General features: G+C 45.6%; 15 protein-coding genes and 1 pseudogene. 13 read left to right on the forward strand and 3 right to left on the reverse strand.

Annotation, left to right across the window (positions count from 1 at the left end; genetic code table 11):
* Positions 1-87: 87 nt before the first annotated feature.
* The 11 genes and pseudogenes from ACESZH_RS15880 to spoIIID all read left to right on the forward strand — a co-directional run.
* Positions 88-132: pseudogene (locus ACESZH_RS15880) on the forward strand (FRG domain-containing protein); the annotation flags it as partial.
* Positions 133-144: 12 nt separating this feature from the next.
* Positions 145-771 carry a hypothetical protein gene (locus ACESZH_RS15885; protein WP_373217786.1) on the forward strand — a complete coding sequence of 209 codons (627 nt, stop codon included), beginning with the start codon at positions 145-147 and terminating at the stop codon, positions 769-771.
* 105 nt (positions 772-876) lie between these two features.
* Complete coding sequence (gene upp, locus ACESZH_RS15890; protein ID WP_373217782.1) at positions 877-1,506, forward strand: uracil phosphoribosyltransferase; 630 nt, start codon at positions 877-879, stop codon at positions 1,504-1,506.
* A gap of 178 nt (positions 1,507-1,684) precedes the next feature.
* Positions 1,685-1,969 carry a Wadjet anti-phage system protein JetA family protein gene (locus ACESZH_RS15895; RefSeq protein ID WP_373219936.1) on the forward strand — a complete coding sequence of 95 codons (285 nt, stop codon included), beginning with the start codon at positions 1,685-1,687 and terminating at the stop codon, positions 1,967-1,969.
* A 182-nt stretch (positions 1,970-2,151) separates the two neighbouring features.
* Positions 2,152-2,505 (forward strand): hypothetical protein, encoded by a 354-nt coding sequence (locus ACESZH_RS15900; protein ID WP_373217780.1) that lies wholly within the window; start codon positions 2,152-2,154, stop codon positions 2,503-2,505.
* A 381-nt stretch (positions 2,506-2,886) separates the two neighbouring features.
* Positions 2,887-4,137, forward strand: coding sequence for a hypothetical protein (locus ACESZH_RS15905; RefSeq protein ID WP_373217778.1), 1,251 nt, complete (start codon positions 2,887-2,889; stop codon positions 4,135-4,137).
* Positions 4,091-4,363, forward strand: coding sequence for a hypothetical protein (locus ACESZH_RS15910; RefSeq protein WP_373217777.1), 273 nt, complete (start codon positions 4,091-4,093; stop codon positions 4,361-4,363). Before ACESZH_RS15905 ends, ACESZH_RS15910 begins: the two co-directional genes overlap by 47 nt.
* Positions 4,364-4,458: 95 nt before the next feature.
* The gene (locus ACESZH_RS15915; protein ID WP_373217776.1) at positions 4,459-5,010 is read left to right on the forward strand and encodes a hypothetical protein; all 552 of its coding nucleotides are present in this window, start codon (positions 4,459-4,461) and stop codon (positions 5,008-5,010) included.
* Between the two features lie 16 nt (positions 5,011-5,026).
* The gene (locus ACESZH_RS15920; RefSeq protein WP_373217774.1) at positions 5,027-6,754 is read left to right on the forward strand and encodes a carbon starvation protein A; all 1,728 of its coding nucleotides are present in this window, start codon (positions 5,027-5,029) and stop codon (positions 6,752-6,754) included.
* Positions 6,755-6,859: 105 nt separating this feature from the next.
* On the forward strand, positions 6,860-7,039 hold the full coding sequence (locus tag ACESZH_RS15925; RefSeq protein ID WP_373219938.1) for a DUF3990 domain-containing protein: 180 nt from the start codon (positions 6,860-6,862) through the stop codon (positions 7,037-7,039).
* 178 nt (positions 7,040-7,217) lie between these two features.
* On the forward strand, positions 7,218-7,472 hold the full coding sequence (gene spoIIID / locus ACESZH_RS15930; protein ID WP_373217773.1) for a sporulation transcriptional regulator SpoIIID: 255 nt from the start codon (positions 7,218-7,220) through the stop codon (positions 7,470-7,472).
* Between the two features lie 154 nt (positions 7,473-7,626).
* Here spoIIID and ACESZH_RS15935 read toward each other — a convergent pair whose 3' ends face one another.
* Positions 7,627-10,029: a TIM-barrel domain-containing protein gene (locus ACESZH_RS15935; RefSeq protein WP_373217771.1), complete on the reverse strand. Its 2,403-nt coding sequence runs from the start codon at positions 10,027-10,029 to the stop codon at positions 7,627-7,629.
* Between the two features lie 161 nt (positions 10,030-10,190).
* On the opposite strand from ACESZH_RS15935, the gene ACESZH_RS15940 reads away from it, so the two are divergent.
* Together ACESZH_RS15940 and ACESZH_RS15945 are read left to right on the forward strand one after the other, a co-directional pair.
* On the forward strand, positions 10,191-11,213 hold the full coding sequence (locus ACESZH_RS15940; RefSeq protein WP_373217769.1) for a LacI family DNA-binding transcriptional regulator: 1,023 nt from the start codon (positions 10,191-10,193) through the stop codon (positions 11,211-11,213).
* A 93-nt stretch (positions 11,214-11,306) separates the two neighbouring features.
* The gene (locus ACESZH_RS15945; protein WP_373217767.1) at positions 11,307-14,306 is read left to right on the forward strand and encodes an alpha-mannosidase; all 3,000 of its coding nucleotides are present in this window, start codon (positions 11,307-11,309) and stop codon (positions 14,304-14,306) included.
* Positions 14,307-14,389: 83 nt separating this feature from the next.
* Here ACESZH_RS15945 and ACESZH_RS15950 read toward each other — a convergent pair whose 3' ends face one another.
* Both ACESZH_RS15950 and ACESZH_RS15955 read right to left on the reverse strand, forming a co-directional pair.
* A complete protein-coding gene (locus ACESZH_RS15950) occupies positions 14,390-15,787 on the reverse strand; it encodes an alanine/glycine:cation symporter family protein (RefSeq protein ID WP_373217765.1) in 1,398 nt (465 codons plus the stop codon).
* Between the two features lie 138 nt (positions 15,788-15,925).
* Positions 15,926-16,810, reverse strand: coding sequence for an AraC family transcriptional regulator (locus ACESZH_RS15955; RefSeq protein ID WP_373217763.1), 885 nt, complete (start codon positions 16,808-16,810; stop codon positions 15,926-15,928).
* Positions 16,811-16,960 lie beyond the last annotated feature (150 nt).

Below are 16,960 nucleotides of genomic sequence, written 5' to 3' on the forward strand. Positions count from 1 at the left end.
GCCCTTTAAATGGACTTATAAAGGTATACCTTTGACGGTTTGATATTGCTTAATTATTAATGCAATGCTGTACTAGATTTTCTGGCAGTGCTCCAACATTATGGTTTCCCCACACGTCTGCTGGATTTTACGGAGAATCCATTAGTGGCATTATATATGGCATGCGCCAGTGACAGTGCAGAGAATGGTGAAGTTTTAAGGATTGATATCAGCAAAGATTCTTATAAATATTATGACAGCGACACGGTATCGCTGTTGGCAAATTTGGCATTTTTTGACGATGATTTGGATGTGTCGGATTTTGATTATTTTAAATATGAAGAATTATTCGATCTGCCTTCCGGATATACGTATAATCAATTTGGCAAATGCCTGAATGAGCCTTTGAGGGCAGATATGGTCAGGAGGTTTAATGACCGAAAAGATATAAAGAGACTGGTTCACAAAGTGCGCAATGAAAGACCAGGCTTTGCAAATGAGATCGATCCGCAGCATTTATCAAATACGATTCTTTTGGTAAAACCGCGTCAGGATTTTAAGAGACTAGCACTTCAGAGCGGGTTATTTGCAATATTCGGAATTGACAGGAAGAAACAGGAAAAAGTCGATTTCGAATTTCAAAATCTGGAATTCAGGATCATTCATATAGTCATACCGGATGAATGCAAAGGGTCCATATTAAAAGAATTGGACACAATAAATATTAATGAAGGGACGCTTTATGGAGATATGGATAATATCGTAAAGCACTACGTACGTAAAAAAAGGTAACTGGGCATAAGCTTGGAAAGTGCTACATAAATGTTCGTATTGTCTGGTAAAGAGCAGGACTTTATGATAAGATGAAAAAAATTACGACTAAAGAGGAGGAATACCATGGAAAACGTAATCGAATCTACCCATCCACTGATTCAGCATAAGATTTCTATTTTAAGAGATAAACATACCGGAACAAATGAATTCCGTCGTCTGGTAGACGAGATCGGCATGCTGATGGCATATGAAGCATTGAAGGATCTGCCGACCCATATGGTAGAAATTGAAACACCGATAGAGACATGTATGTCCCCAATGCTTTCCGGCAGAAAGCTGGCAGTTGTACCTATTCTCAGAGCTGGTCTTGGTATGTCAAGCGGCATTTTGACGTTGGTTCCGTCTGCTAAGGTGGGACACATTGGAATGTACCGGGATGAAGAAACACATGAGCCCCATGCATATTTCTGTAAGCTTCCGGAATCTATTTCAGAGCGCTTGATCCTTGTAACCGACCCGATGCTGGCGACCGGGGGATCTGCTGTGGAGGCTATAGATTTTATCAAAAAACGAGGCGGAAAAAATATAAAATTCATGTCCCTTATCGCAGCGCCGGAAGGCATCAAAAGACTCCATGAAGCACACCCGGATGTGCAGATTTATGTGGGGCATATAGACCGGGAATTGAATAAAGACGCATATATCTGCCCGGGCCTGGGGGATGCTGGCGACCGGATTTTCGGGACGAAATAGCCGGAGCAACAGGAAGAAGAGGTGAGGTAGGCCGTATTTTGACAGCGTAAGTGACAAGTTTTTTAATCCGTTTTGCTGCAGAAACCGGGATGTTTATTTTGAGTGCATCAGCCTGCTGGTTGAAAAGTCAAAGGAGATTCCGGTTCTGTATGAAACGGATGCAAGGCAGTGCCTGATTATCTATTTGCAGAATTGTCTGTACTCCATTGAAACAGAGGATATCAGTGATGGGATCAGCAGTGCGCGGAGCCCTCAGGAGAATGCGTCTGCAATCTTACGGTATTTCCGTGTTTGCGGCTGGATTACGCCGAAGGAGATTGGGTGTACGGGAGACAATATCGCATCGGTTTCTGCTTATTGCCGCAAGCTGATCGATGCCATTCACCGGATTTTCGACCAGGACATGAACAGCGCAACCACCAATCATATCTTTTCGATTTATGAAATCTTAAAACATCCCTGAGGAAGGACAGTACCCGCGTTATCCGCCCGTATTCCAATATCCTGATGCTTCTGGCAGAGAATGGATGTGATCTGAAGAACGGGTTTGGCGATAAATTCCTTTATAATGCTGTGAAGAAATTAAAAAAAACGATGGAAAAATGATACCTGGAATATTGATACTTTGGGAGGGGTAATAAAAATATGATGAAATGGGAGAATGTAACACATACATTTACGGAGGAGCAACGGCATTATAAAGAAACTTATTTGGAAATTTGTGAGGTATATGACGGCGCAGTAGAAGTGAGCCTTTTTTCGGCTGTAGGCGCTCCGTATGAGCTTTATCTTTCGTATGGCAGAATGTATGGCATTGTCTATGTGGAAAAAGAAAATGCAGATATCAAACGCGAAGAGATAAAAAAAGAACTGGAACAGGAATATCAAAGATGTAAGGAGCCAACCGGCGAATTTATAAATGATTTTGCAGAAAAGTACAAGTTATGTTTGCCGAATGATGCGTTATTTGATGCGGATGATTTGTTCGATATGTTTTGAGTTTGGATAACACTAATATGAATTCAAAAGGGGGTACCGCACGAATCACTTAGTTCGCTGACATCTGTGGTAATGGATGTGCGGCTGGTGGAGAGACAGTCGGTGCCTTCTGGTATATCATAAGGGAGGAATGTCATGGATAAAACAAGCTATACATTTCAACCCTCATAAACAGTGGTAGTGGACTTGTAATAGGAATGGTTTTTCCTTAAGCGCCATAAGATTGTATTCTGTTTATAAACACGGTAAAATGAATACAGAGTGATTGCAGATTTAAAAAATGAGCATGGATACAGGAACTGCCGCCTGGGCGAAGTTTTCGTGACGGGTAAGAGTTTAGTCGCTTGAAAAAATAAGCTGTAGTAAAGGGAGAGCGCAGCATTGGAAAGAATGATGTTTATTGATCAGGTAAAAGAACAATTAGAAAAAATGTCGGAATCAGAGAAAGATGAGTGGATTTTAAAAAGAGCAAAATTACTGTCAGAATCAGAGCAGCAGGGATTTTTTATGTCGCTTACCGGAGAAAAAACGATTACCTATATGCCGTCAAAAGCAGAAATTGAAGATTTTTGTGAGAAGGTTCAAAATGGCGATATTTATGTGGAATATGAGGCGCACTATTATGAGTTTGACGAGGACGGCAGATATCTGGACGACTGGAAGGTGTGGCATAATGATCCTCAAAAGGCATTTCCGTTTTTAAACAGGATTTTTGCAGGATGCCATGACCTAATCATTTTGGGCGAATATAAAACTGTCGCAGTTATCTTGGATATGGTGTGCAGGTTGGAATTTCAGGTTGAGTCATCGGAGGATTGTGCGGAGGATGAAATGTTTACCTTACCAATGGCTGAGAAGGAACACTTACTTTCTATGCGAACCAGTGAAATAGGTATTGACTGGATTTCTGCCCTGCTTTATGTGAATGATTTCGATGATTTTGATTTTGCAGAAAAATTAATCGGGATATTTGAGCTTGAATTATGCAAAAAGCTTAATCCTGTTGATTTTTCAGAAAGTATTTCGGAAGGACTTCTGCAGCGTATGGAGAATTTGTTGGAGGAAGAAATACGCAGGGATAAGGAGGCTTTGGCTGAGGTTTCCGCAAAAGCGAAAAGCTGGAGAGAAGAATATAGAATAGAGAAAAAACTTGCAAGAAGAAAGGAACTTCTTCTGAATATTCAAGAACAGTGTAAGAAACAGAAAAAAGTATCTACGAAACAAAAACAGGTTTCAGTTCTTAGATCCTCCTGGAAGCAGATTTGTGGATTATTCGATATCCTGGAATTCGAGCCTTATATTGATGATCAATGGGAAATTGAAGAAGTCTGGAAGATCAGTGAAGCATTGATAAAACACGGAAAGTTTGAGGATGAGGATTGGCAATTAAGGAAAAAGATTTTGAAAAGCATTATCAATCACGGCTATTATGATCATTTCGGGTGCTATGATCCAATGAAGAATCTGTCTGAAAAACTATGTACATCCAATGAAGAATATCTTGAATTTGCAGATATATTGTATCCATACTATGCCAAGAAAGCAGCCAGAATGTATCAGCAATATGGAAGAATGGAGAAGTGTGTTGTATCTGGAAAATCATCTGGAAAAAGAAAGCGAAGAATACGTTGAACTAATAAAATATTACAATAGTGTTGGAAGAGACTCCGAAGCGCGAGAAGTTGCAGAACGGGGGCTGGAAAAATGCAAGGATGATTTAACGGAAATATTTATATATCTTTTAAATGATGCAAAGAAATGCGGGGATAGAGAACGGTATCACAAATTATACGCCAGTGCGAAAAGAAGAAAACGGGCAGATACGAATAGAATTGATGCTGCGATCAATATGGAATAATAGATATAATTAATTGGAATAGGAGAAATAATTGCCATAACTTTCTTACGGTGATATAATGATGCAGTAAATGATAAAAGAAATGGTGAGGACTTATGCTGACAAAAGATAACAAGAATCTGGACAGAGCCGCGGAGGCATTATTACATAGTTTTTCATCCTGTTATGATATTTACAGGATAGAGCCGCAGGAGGCAGGTGGACAGGGAAAGCTGCCTGTGACTGCACGCTGTGAATTTTATGAGCGCTCGGAAAAATTTGTGATATCGCGGAAAGCAGAGCTGTGGTCGGCAAACGGCGAAGAGTTTCTTTATATCATAAAGGTTCCGCAGCTTACACTGGAGCTTTTTGAGCGGTACCGGGATCAGATTTTGGAGGATGGCAGAAGCCGTATTCATATTGGTCCGGGACATATGTATTCCTATATCACGCCTGTTTTTCTTTGCAATAGCTGTGATGAGGATGCAAGAAAGGCTTTGATGAAATGCCGCGTTTACCAGAGTTTTAAGTTTTCTTTTCATGGATGGATGGATTTCCATACCGCTGTGATTGAGCTCTCCACCGGCAGGATTGATGCAAACCGCAGCGGTCGTGAAATAAAGAAAAATTTAAAACAAATTCATAAGAGTTGGGTCAAAAACACGTGAAAGGAAAGGGATAATTATGAATTCATTAGTACTTCTGATCGTCTGTGTTGCAGTCCTTTTGGCAGGCTACATCTTCTACGGAGGATGGCTCTGCAAACAATGGGGCATAGGCGATAATTCCAAATCAACACCATCGCATACACTGGAAGACGGTGTGGATTACGTACCGGCAAAGGCACCTGTTCTTATGGGACATCATTTTTCATCCATTGCAGGTGCAGGTCCCATTACTGGACCGATAGGTGCAGCTATGTTCGGCTGGCTGCCTGTGACCCTCTGGGTTCTGATCGGCGGTATTTTCTTCGGTGGTGTCCATGACTTTGGTGCGCTTGTTGCTTCCATTCGTCACAACGGACAGTCCATCGGTGAGATTATTTCCGTAAATATGAGCAAAAGGGCAAAGCGTTTGTTTATTATCTTCTCATATTTGACGCTGATCCTGGTGGTAGCTGCTTTTGCGTCTATTGTTGCATCTACTTTTGGTGCAACTGTGGATGAGACAGGAGCCATTGATCGTGCGGCTTCCGCTTCCAATGCATCAGTGGCAATGGTATCCATTTTGTTTATTGTCATTGCGATCATTTTCGGCTTTTGTGTATACCGCAGAAATGTTCCGATGGGCATTGCTTCTGTGATTGGTGTTTTGGGAATTGTTTTGATCATGGCGATCGGTATGAACTTTCATCCGATTTATTTGACATCAAATACCTGGATGGTGATCGTGGGAATTTATATTGCCATTGCTTCTGTAACGCCGGTATGGATTCTGCTGCAGCCCCGTGATTATTTAAGTTCCTTCCTGCTTTATGCAATGCTTATCATTGCAGTGGTCGGTGTGGTAGGCGCTCATCCGAACATTGACCCGGAGCTGTTTCCGGCATTTACCGGATTTGCAGTTGACAATGGAAACGGCATTCAGCTCTTGTTCCCGGTACTGTTTACCACAGTTGCCTGCGGCGCGATTTCCGGTTTCCATTCACTGGTATCCTCCGGAACAACATCCAAGCAGCTTGACAAGGAAACTGATGCAAAACCGATCGCTTACGGCGGCATGTTGCTGGAGTGTGTGCTTGCTGTTCTGACTCTGTGTGCAATCGGCTATGCAAGAAAGATCGGCCACACTGCCGGAGCGACCGACATTTTTGCAGGCGGTATCGCAGGTATGGTAGCTGCTATCCCAGGCTGTGCAGGACTGGAAAAGAGCCTTTACACCCTGCTGATCCTGACCTATTCCGCATTCTGTCTGACCTCTCTGGATACGGCAACACGTCTTGCACGTTTCATGTTCCAGGAATTCTGGCTTGAGCCGGGACAGACGCCGAAGGATATCAAAGAAGGATGGAAAAAGGTTATGGTAAATCCGTATTTTGCAACGATCCTGACGGTTGTTCTGGGAATCCTGCTCGGTCTGAACGGCTACTCCAAGATTTGGGGACTGTTTGGTGCTGCAAACCAGCTTCTGGCAGGCATCGGCCTTCTGGCAGTTGCCACATGGCTCGGCAATATCGGAAAGAATAATAAGATGTTCCTGTTCCCGATGGCATTTATGATCGTTGTAACGATCTGTTCCCTGGCCCTGACCGTAAGGAACCAAGTATCAATGATTGCTGCAGGCGGTGCTGACTGGGGACCTTATGCCCAGACCATACTTGGTATTTTGCTGATCATTCTTGCGATCATACTTGTAATCGAGGGAATCCAGACCCTGAAAAAACCAAAAACAGCAAAAACGGTAAGAAAATAATAGAAGTTTGCGTTCCGGCAGGCCAATGGTCTGCCGGTTTTCTATGAAACAAAAAAGCCCTCCGGGCATCTGAGGCTTTACTACATTGCTTTTTAAGAGAGGATTCTGTATCATGGAAGTCCAAATAAAGAATTTGTTCCACAATATGGAAAAGGTGAAGAAAAGCATGATTATGGAAAAGGGTTTTATTTAACAGAGCACAAAGACCTGGCAAAGGAATGGGCAGTTTGTAACCCGGACAGAGGTAATGGATGGCTGCATAAATATCAGCTTGATTGTAAATAGAGGTTTGATTTGAAGGAATGGAAGGGACAAAATCTGCTGGGATATACTTTGATGGAAGTTAGAAGTGAGATAAGGAAATTTTCGGCTCAGACGGCATGATGAAGCAATCTTAAATGGAGAGAATACCTGCAAATCCTTCCGCATACACTGTAAAAACAGCGTCTTCGGAGGCTTATCCTTGAAAGATTATATCGAAGAGAGGGCAGTGGAGATTGCCAATTATATCATTGAAACTAAGGCAACAGTGCGGCAGACGGCAAAGAAATTTGGAATCAGCAAATCTACGGTACATAAAGATGTCACCGAACGTCTTCTCCTGCTGAACCCTGGACTTGCAAGCCAGGCAAGGGCGGTTCTGGATGTGAATAAGCAGGAACGTCACATCCGCGGCGGTCTTGCCACAAGGGAAAAATATCTTCATATGGAGCATTAGGTGCAGCATAAAAATGCACGGAACACAAACATGACGTGTTCCGTGTATTTTCATTTTACATTCCTGCAAAAGAATCCGGAATCGGATCCAGGTGATCCGGACCCTGTTTTGGTGAGGGTGTCATTCAGCACCTTACCGCAGGTGGGGATGTGCATCAGAAGCTATCCGCCGTAAGTATCTCAAGAAGCGCCCCATAAAGATCCTTATCCAGCATCAGGGATGCCAGTGCGCTAAGCAGAACAGGAAGGCGAGCTTCCTTCTGAATGAGCGCATAGATATCCTCCTTCAGGGTAAATGCAATCTCAGCCTGGTTGAGGAAATCAAAGCTTCGTTTTTGTACATTGTTGTTCAGTGAAAGAAAACGTTTTTCCGTGCGGATGCAGATTTCCTGAGTCACAGGCGTTTCCGGTATGGAGACAAGCACCGCCTGTTTTTCACAATCATAGTCAACAGAGACACTGACTGGCTTTCCGTCTGCGGATACCGTGACATGTTCCGCCGCCTCCTTGGAGAAGCCGTTAAGCTCTGCCAGGAAGCTTCTCTTTTCCGGGAGGAGAGAAAGGTCGCCCTCCGGTCTATGGATGGTGAAAGAGACATCATCTGCTTCCCTGTATTCCAGAACAGTAGTGGCGCAGCTCCCCTTTTCATAGCTGCAGTCCTCGCTGCCATCCTCATAAAGCGTAAAGCATCCGTCAGCCCCGCCGTAGACCTTCAGGTGAAGGGAGGAGGGATTGGCGGAGACATTATTTTCTCCGATCTCGTCCGTAAACGGCAGAATGGCTCCGGCTTTGGCAAGAACAGGAATGGAATGGATATCACGGTACAGATCGATGGTCCGGTCTCCGGCGTAGATCAGTCCGGTGTGAATATCATACCAGGTTCCGGCGGGAAGCCAGGCAGTGACTTTGGCGCAGTTGATTCCGGTAATCCGTTTGGAGGTTACAGGGGCAACCATAAGCTGGCTTCCAAACAGGAACTGGTTTTTCCTCTCGTAAGCTGCGTCTTCTTCCGGATATTCGTAATACATAGGAAGAACCAGAGGAAGGCCATCATGGTAATTCCTGTAATTCATGGTGTAAAGATAAGGCACCATTCTGTGCCGCTCGCGCAGGGCATCTTCCATGGCTTTTTCTGCTTCAGGCTTGAAACGCCACGGTTCTTTTCCGTTAAATTCGCTGTTTGTGCTGTGAAGGCGCATAATGGGAGAATAAATGCCGTACTGGGTCCAGCGGGCAACAAGCTCATCGTCCTTATATCCCATCATATGGCCGCCGATATCGTGGCTCCACCAGCCATAACCGATGTTTGAGGCAGTGGAGGTAAAGTAGGGCTGAAAATCCAGGGATTCCCAGGTAGTATGGGCATCGCCGGAAAAGCCGATGGGATAGCGGTGACTGCCCGGACCGGAATAGCGGGAAAAGGTCAGAGGGCGTTTGCCATCCCGTCCGTTATCCAGGTAATGGAAGTGATTGAAGATCCAGAGCGGATCCAGTCCTTCAATCTTACTGTGGCTTCCCTGCTGCCAGTCGATCCACCAGAAATCCACACCTTCTTCCTCGCGGGGGTGATGGAGATATTTGAAATAAGACTCCAGGAAATGGGGATCAGCAGGATCACACACAACAGGATCCTCGTGTTCGTAATCTACGCTCATTTCTTTTGCCATTTCCAGATACATTTCCTCGTGCGCCTGGACGCCGCTTGCCGGATGTACGTTTAAGGTAACCTTCATTCCCCGGTCGTGAAGACCTTTCAGGAAGCGGGGAGGGTTGGGGAAAAAGTCACGGTTCCAGGTATATCCGGTCCAGCCGCTGCCATACTTGGGATCAATATCCACCAAATGCCAGTCCATATCAAGGACAGCCACAGAGAAGGGAAGCTGATTTTGGCGGAAGCGATCCATCAGCTCCATGTAGGTCTGTTCGGTATACTTGTAATAGCGGGACCACCAATTGCCCAAAGCGTATCTGGGAAGCATGGGAGTTGTTCCGCAGAGATAATAAAAATCTTTCAATGCCTGCTTGTAATCATGGCCGTAGCCGAAGAAATACAAGTCCTGAATACCCTTTTTACGCGGTTCAATCCAGCCGTCATCCAGTAGGACCTGTGAATGGCTGTCGTCCAACACGGAAAAACCGAATCTGGAAACAATGCCGTGCTCCAGAGGCGTGGAACCGTTTACCCCGTCCAGGGTTCTGGCGGTACCGCCCAGGTCATGGATTTCATCTCCATAATGCCAGGTGCTGTGGTAAAGGCTTAAATTTCCTTTTACCTGGATGGAGAGGCCGTGAGGGGAAAACTCCTCTTCGTTATAGATCATGTGAATGCGGTCTGTATGAATTTCAATACCCGTTTCCGTAGGGATAACGCGATAGCTGCTCTGGGGAAAATCACGGAAAAAAGCCATTTGCGTGGCGCGGTCCTCGAAAATTCCGTCCGGTGAATATTCCAGGCGGAGCAGTCCGTCCGTAAGAATGGTGATGCGGTAGTTTTCGCCCTGAACGATGTTGCTGTCTAAAGCGCAGGGGCTTGTCTGGACTTTATAGATTTTCTGCATGGTGTAGTCTCCTTCTACGAGTTTAGCGCTAAATCTATTGTTAAGGTATCATTAAAACCTGAATTTGTCAATGAAATATGGGATTTTTGCGTTGCTTTTATGTGATAAAAATAATATAATAGATTTAGATATAGGTTTATAAACGGAATGGAGAGGTTTAGATGACTTTAAAAGATATTGCAGAAAAAGCTGGTGTCAGTATGATGACTGTTTCCAATGTGATCAATGGGAAAAACAATCGTGTATCTGCTAAAACAATAGAAAGGGTAAACAGGATCATAGAAGAATGCGGCTATGTTCCTAATCTCAGTGCCCGGAATCTAAGCAACAGGACTTCGAAAATTATCGGGATCGTGATTTCCATACGTGAAGAAGAGGATAACGAGAATTATTTTGAAAACCCTTATATCAGCACTATGATCGGCATTATAGAAAAGGAGCTGCGGGAAAACGGATATTATACCATGGTACGCTCGGTAACCAGAAAGGATGAGCTGATGCAGCTTTTGAAAAACTGGAATGCGGACGGTATCATTTTCCTTTACCAGGATCAGGACGGTTTTTTGAAGGATTTTCTAAAGGATCCCCCCTGTCCGGTGGTAATCTTTGATAATTCCTGTGATTACCCGGGTGTGATAAATGTCAGGTCCGATGACCGGAAAGGGCTGTATCTGTCAACCAGGTATATGATCAACCACGGACATACCGGAATTGCGTTTGTTGCGGAGTATGAGGGAAATACCTTGCTTACCAGACGTTTGGAGGGATATGCGGAGGCATTAAAGGAATGTGGGATCCCTCTAAGGAAAGAATTTATTTTTACCTGTCCTGTCACTTATGAGGGAGGAATTGCCGCAGGACGAAAAATTGCTTCTTTTCGGGGAAAGATCACCGCAGCGGTTACAACAGCAGATATCTGCGCAGCAGGCGTGATCGAGGGAGCGCGGCTTGGGGGACTTAGGATCCCGGCAGACCTGTCCGTGATCGGATACGATGATCTGCGGCTGTGCCAGTATTTGACCCCAAAGCTTACATCTGTTTCACAGAATGTCAAAGAGAAAGCCCTCGTGGCAACAAGAATGCTGCTGGAGCAGATCCGGCGGGGCAGCCCTGCCGAGGTGACCTCTGTTTTGATGGATGTGGAGGTGGTGGAGAGGCAGTCGGTGATTTCGATCGTGTCATAGGCTGTTATAAAAACCGGAAAACGGCGCATATTTACCGAGGCTTACCGCACGAAGGATCACTTAAGCCAGCATGAGGCTTTGCAGAGGGACTTCGTGCCGGTTTCCCCCGGCTTTACATGGGGAGAGACCTGGGAATACTGTTGGTTCAAAGGAAAGGTGACACTGCCTGAGCGGGCGTGCGGACAGCGGATCGTGATGGATCTCAGACCAGGCGGTGAATCTACATTATTTGTAAATGGCAGGGCGTTCGGAACATACCGTTCGGAGCAGATCGCATCCTTAAATGAGAAATACCATTTTATGGAGGATAACTTTCTTACCCGGGAGGGAGCTGCAGGAACAGAGTATGAGATCCTGATGGAAACTTATGCAGGGCATTATTACCCGGAGGCGGGAGATGACATCTGCGCATACGGCCCGGTAGTTCCGGGGATGTATGGAGATACGCTCCAAGAGGGAGCGAGAAGGACTTTGGGAAAAAGTACCTTTGGTATATGGAATGAAGATGCTTATCAGCTATGTATGGATGTGGAGACGCTGCTTAAGCTTCTTGGCACCCTGGATCAGACCTCTCTCCGGGCAGCAAAAATTTCAGATGCTTTAGAGAGATTCACTTTAATCGTGGACTTTGAACAGGACAGAGAAGCGAGAAGGCTTTCTTACAGACAGGCGCTTGAAATGCTGCGCCCGGTCATGGAAGCGGAAAACGGAAGTACCATGCCGGTATTTTATGCTGTGGGCAATGCCCATCTGGATCTGGCGTGGCTGTGGCCGATGGAAGAGACATGCAGAAAGACGGCGCGTACCTTTGCGGCTCAGCTCCGGCTCCTGGAAGAATATCCGGAGTATAAATTTATCCAGAGCCAGCCGGTATCCTATGAGATGTGCAGAAAATACTATCCGGAGCTTTTTGATAGGATAAAAGAGGCTGCCAAAAGCGGCCAGTGGATCGCCGAGGGCGCTATGTGGGTGGAACCGGATACCAATCTGGCAGGAGGCGAGGCGCTGATCCGTCAGCTTCTGTACGGGAAAAAGTATTATAAAGAGGAATTCGGCGTGGACAGTCAGGTGCTCTGGCTTCCCGATACCTTTGGATATACGGCGGCGCTGCCACAGATTTTAAAAGGCTGCGGAGTAAAATATCTGGTTACACAAAAAATCTTCTGGTCTTACAATGACACGGATCAGTTCCCTTACCATTATTTTAACTGGGAGGGGATGGACGGCTCTCAGATCGTATCCTTCCTGCCCACCAATTATACCTATCGGACTGACCCGGAGGAAGTGAACACGGTATGGAAAAACAGATGCCAGACAAGGGATCTGGATGCGTTTTTGCTGCCGTTCGGCTATGGTGACGGCGGCGGAGGGCCCTCCAGAGATCATGTGGAATACGCGGTGCGCCAGAAAAATCTGGAAGGCAGCGTAAAAGTGAAGCTTGCGGGTCCTGTGGAATTTTTTGAGGACATGCAGGCTAAGGGCGGCCCTAAAAACACCTATACAGGGGAATTGTATTTCTCAGCTCACCGGGGAACCTATACTTCACAGGCAAAGACCAAGAAAAATAACAGAAAGAGTGAGCTGGCATTGCGCGAGCTGGAGCTGTGGTCGGCGCTTTCTTTCCTTAACGGCGGTGAATACCCTGCTTCGGAGATGGAAAAGATCTGGAAAGAGGTATTGCTTTATCAGTTTCATGATATTTTGCCAGGTTCCTGTATTGCGAAGGTATATGAGAAGACGGAAGCAAGATATAAAGTGCTTTTGGAACAGACGGAAAGTCTGTGCCGGAAAGCGTACATGAACCTGCTAAAGACAGGAGAGACAGAGGGTGCTGTTACGGTATTCAATTCTCTGGGATTTGAGCGCAGGGCATTGGTTACTCTGCCGCAGGGCTTTGAAAATGGGGCGCTGCTTGCAGACGGAAGCTATCTTCCTGTATATGAAACGGCTGAGGGAATAAAAACGGTTGTAACCTTGCCGTCCTGCGGCTCCATATCCCTGAAACCGGCTCCTTATGTGGATGCAGACAAAGTCAGGGAAAACGGCTGCGGTGCTTCTGTGACGAAAACGGGCGAGGGGTTTGTTATGGAAAACGCCCTTGTAAAAGTGCAGGTGAACTGCCGCGGCGAAATAACCTCTTTCGTTTTAAAGGAAAGCGGAAGAGAATTTGCAGCCGGCAGGATGAACCAGTTCCGTATGTTCAAGGATGTGCCAAGATTTTTTGACGCATGGGATATTGATTCAAACTATGTGGAACAGGAAATAGAAGGCGCTTTTGACGTTTCTGTTGAGATTCAGGACCAGGGCGTGGAAGCTGTGCTGAAGGTGACAGGAAAGCTGAATGAATCTGCTTTCACCCAATACATCCGCCTGGCAAAAGACAGCAGGAGGGTGGAATTTGATACGGAGGTGGAGTGGAAGGAACTGCACAAATTGCTTAAAGCAGCGTTTCCGGCAGCGGTTTATGCGGAGAATGCTGTCAACGAAATGCAGTTTGGCTATGTGGAGCGCCCCACGCACCGCTCGACACGGTATGCGAAGGACCGCTTTGAAGTGGCAAATCACCGCTACACTGCATTGTGTGATGGTGCGCACGGCGCGGCAATTTTGAATGACTGTAAATATGGGATTTCCATGAATAAAAACAGTCTTGAGCTTACTTTGCTCCGTGCATCGGCTTCTCCCATTATGCGGGGAGATAACGGAGTACACAGATTTACCTATGCTTTCACCGCATGGGAAGGCGCGTTCGCAGACTGTGATGTGGTACAGCAGGGCTATGAACTGAACGTGCCGCCGAAAGTCTTGCAGGGCGGATGTCTGGATATGAGCTTTATGAAGATTGATAAGGCTAACATTATGATAGATACGGTGAAGCTGGCGGAGGACGGAAGCGGAGATATCATTGTCCGTTTATACGAGGCAAAGAAGGCGGCGGTTCAGGCAAACCTGACCATAAATACAGATGGATTTCAGGCATATGAGTGTGATATGCTTGAAAACGTTATCGGCAGCCTTGAGATGGCGAATAGGAGTTTGGAGCTTTCCTTCAGGGCATTTGAGATAAAAACCGTTCGTCTTACGAGAGCATAGGAACATATTAGTAAATAAAGGGTGCATGGAACATGAATGAACGTGTTCCATGCACCTTTTTGTGCATATATAGAAACTGTGACTCAGGCTTCTTTTCCTTCTGTCTCAAAGTATTCCTTTACCAGCTTAACCACCGTACCTGACAGTAAGAACAGCGCGATCAGGTTGGGGATGGACATAAGCCCGTTGAAGGTTTCCGCGATGCTCCATAAAAGGCCCAAATCTACCGTGGCGCCCACGATGGCAACCAGAGAGTAAACCACCATAAAGGGGCGGATCGTTTTGGAAGAAAACAGGAATTCCATACAGCGTGCGCCGTAAAGTCCCCAGCCGATGATGGTGGAGAAGGCGAAGCAGCACATGGCTATGGCGGTAAAGATGGATACCCAGTTGCCGTAGGTGGAGGTGAATCCCTGTATGGTCAGCTCGGCTCCGGCAGCATCTCCGTAGGAGATGGAAACACCGCTGCAGAGAATGACCAGTGCGGTTAAAGTACAGATCAAAATAGTATCGGTAAATACCTCAAAGATACCGAAAAATCCCTGCTTTACAGGCTTTTGGGTGTCAGCACAGGCGTGGGCAATGGAGCCTGTACCAAGTCCGGCCTCGTTGGAGAAAATACCCCTGGAAACGCCTTTTTTCATGCTCATGAAGAAGCTTCCCACGATACCGCCTGTAACGGCTGTAGGATTAAAGGCACCGTATACGATGGAGTAGAGAACACCAGGGATACGGCCGATATTCAGCACTACCACTCCCAAAGCAAGAATGATATAGAGAAGCGCCATAAAAGGAACCAGTTTTTCTGCCACCCTTCCGATTCTTTTTACTCCGCCCAGAAGAACAAGTGCTACCAAAGCGGCAATAAAAATTCCAAGGATCAGATTGACCGTGCTGACGGAAGTCCCGGAGATGATGTTATAGTTGAGCAAAGCAGAATTAATGGCAGTGGTGATGGTATTTACCTGAGTGGCATTACCAGTACCGAATACGGTAAGAACACCAAAAGCGGAAAACAGGACAGCAAGCCATTGCCAGTTTTTGCCCAGGCCATTTTTTATATAGTACATAGGTCCGCCTACCAGGTCGCCCTGCTGGTTGGTCTCGCGGAAATGGACAGCCAGAGTTACCTCTGAAAATTTGGTGCACATTCCCAGAAGGGCGGAAACCCACATCCAGAATACCGCTCCGGGACCGCCGATGGCGATGGCTCCCGCCACACCTGCGATATTTCCCGTGCCCACTGTAGCGGCCAGGGCTGTACAGACTGCCTGAAATGGAGTCATAGCTCCGTCTGATGCTTCTCTTTTGCGGAAGACTCGTCCGATGGTGGTCTTGATAGCATAAGGGAATTTGCGGATCTGCAGAAAGTTGGTGCGGATGCTTAAGTACAATCCCACGCCAATGATGCAGATCATAGCCGGAACACCCCAGATGAAGTTATTTACCGCAGAATTGATTGTCTCGATCGTTTGCAACATGTTTGATAACCTTTCCTTTGTATTGATAAAATTGCCCTTTGAGACAGTCTTTTGTGGTTAAGTGAACAGAATACAAAAAACTGCAGACATAAAAAAATGATAGCACATTTAGACAAAAAAGTACAGGAAATGATGTTTTTACTGCCCCCAATCCTTCCTGAAATGCAGCGGCGTGCTGTTTTCATGCCTTTTAAACAATCCTATAAAATGACTTACATTGTTAAAACCGCAGGCATACGCCACCTGCTCCACGGAAAGGTCGGAGTATTTCAGCAGCTCCTTGGCGTGATTCAGCCTTTTCAGGATGATATATTCGTTAAGCGTGGTTCCGATGTAGCGTTTGAATTCCCGGGAGAGATGAAACTTGCTGATCATGGCTTTGTTTGACAGATCGTCCAGGGTGAGGGGTTCCAGAAAGCGATTCTCTATTTCTTTTAACACATCTTTTAGGTAAGGCGGCATCATTCCGATTCCCAGATTTTCACTGCTGTTTTGGATCAGCAGTTTTGTCAGAAGCTCTACGATAAGGCTGGAAACAATGATCTCCGAATGCAGGTCTTTTTTCTGGGTAAGGGAAAGTATACGGCGCATGGTGCTTTCCATGAAAAAATCATCCAGGCCGCTGAGGATTCGGAAACCGCTTTTCGTAAATTCCTGATAATATCCCAGGGCCGACGATCCGTTAAAGTGCAGCCACAAAATTTCCCAGTTTGATCCCAGACAGCAGGTGTATTTATGGTGCTCCATGCAGTTGAGGAAAAAAGCTGTTTTAGGCAGTATTTCATACTTTTTTCCGCGATATTCCAGCGTTCCCTGACCATTTAACGTATAAATAATGAGGAAGCTGTCCAGATTAGCACGTTCCGTAAAATACGGAGGAGACGTAAGAAAGTAACCCACCTCCTGAACGTAGAAAAAGGTCTGCCTCGCAGATTGTGTAGGTGTGTTAATGAAGCGGATAGAATCCTCGCTCCAGGTGTAGTCTGCCCGTTCCAGATATTCACGTCTTTCCGACTTTTTCATAAGAGCCTCCTTCTATACAGCAATATACTGTTATTTTACGGCAATATACTTGATTGATGTTTTGATTATAGCGGAATATAATCAGTGTGTAAAGTCAAAAAGGGAAACAGCAAGAAGAATAAATTTTGTGTTACAGGAAAAGTTTTTCTA

Source organism: Ruminococcus sp. 5_1_39BFAA (assembly GCF_964240875.1).
Taxonomy (GTDB): Bacteria; Bacillota; Clostridia; order Lachnospirales; family Lachnospiraceae; genus Blautia_A.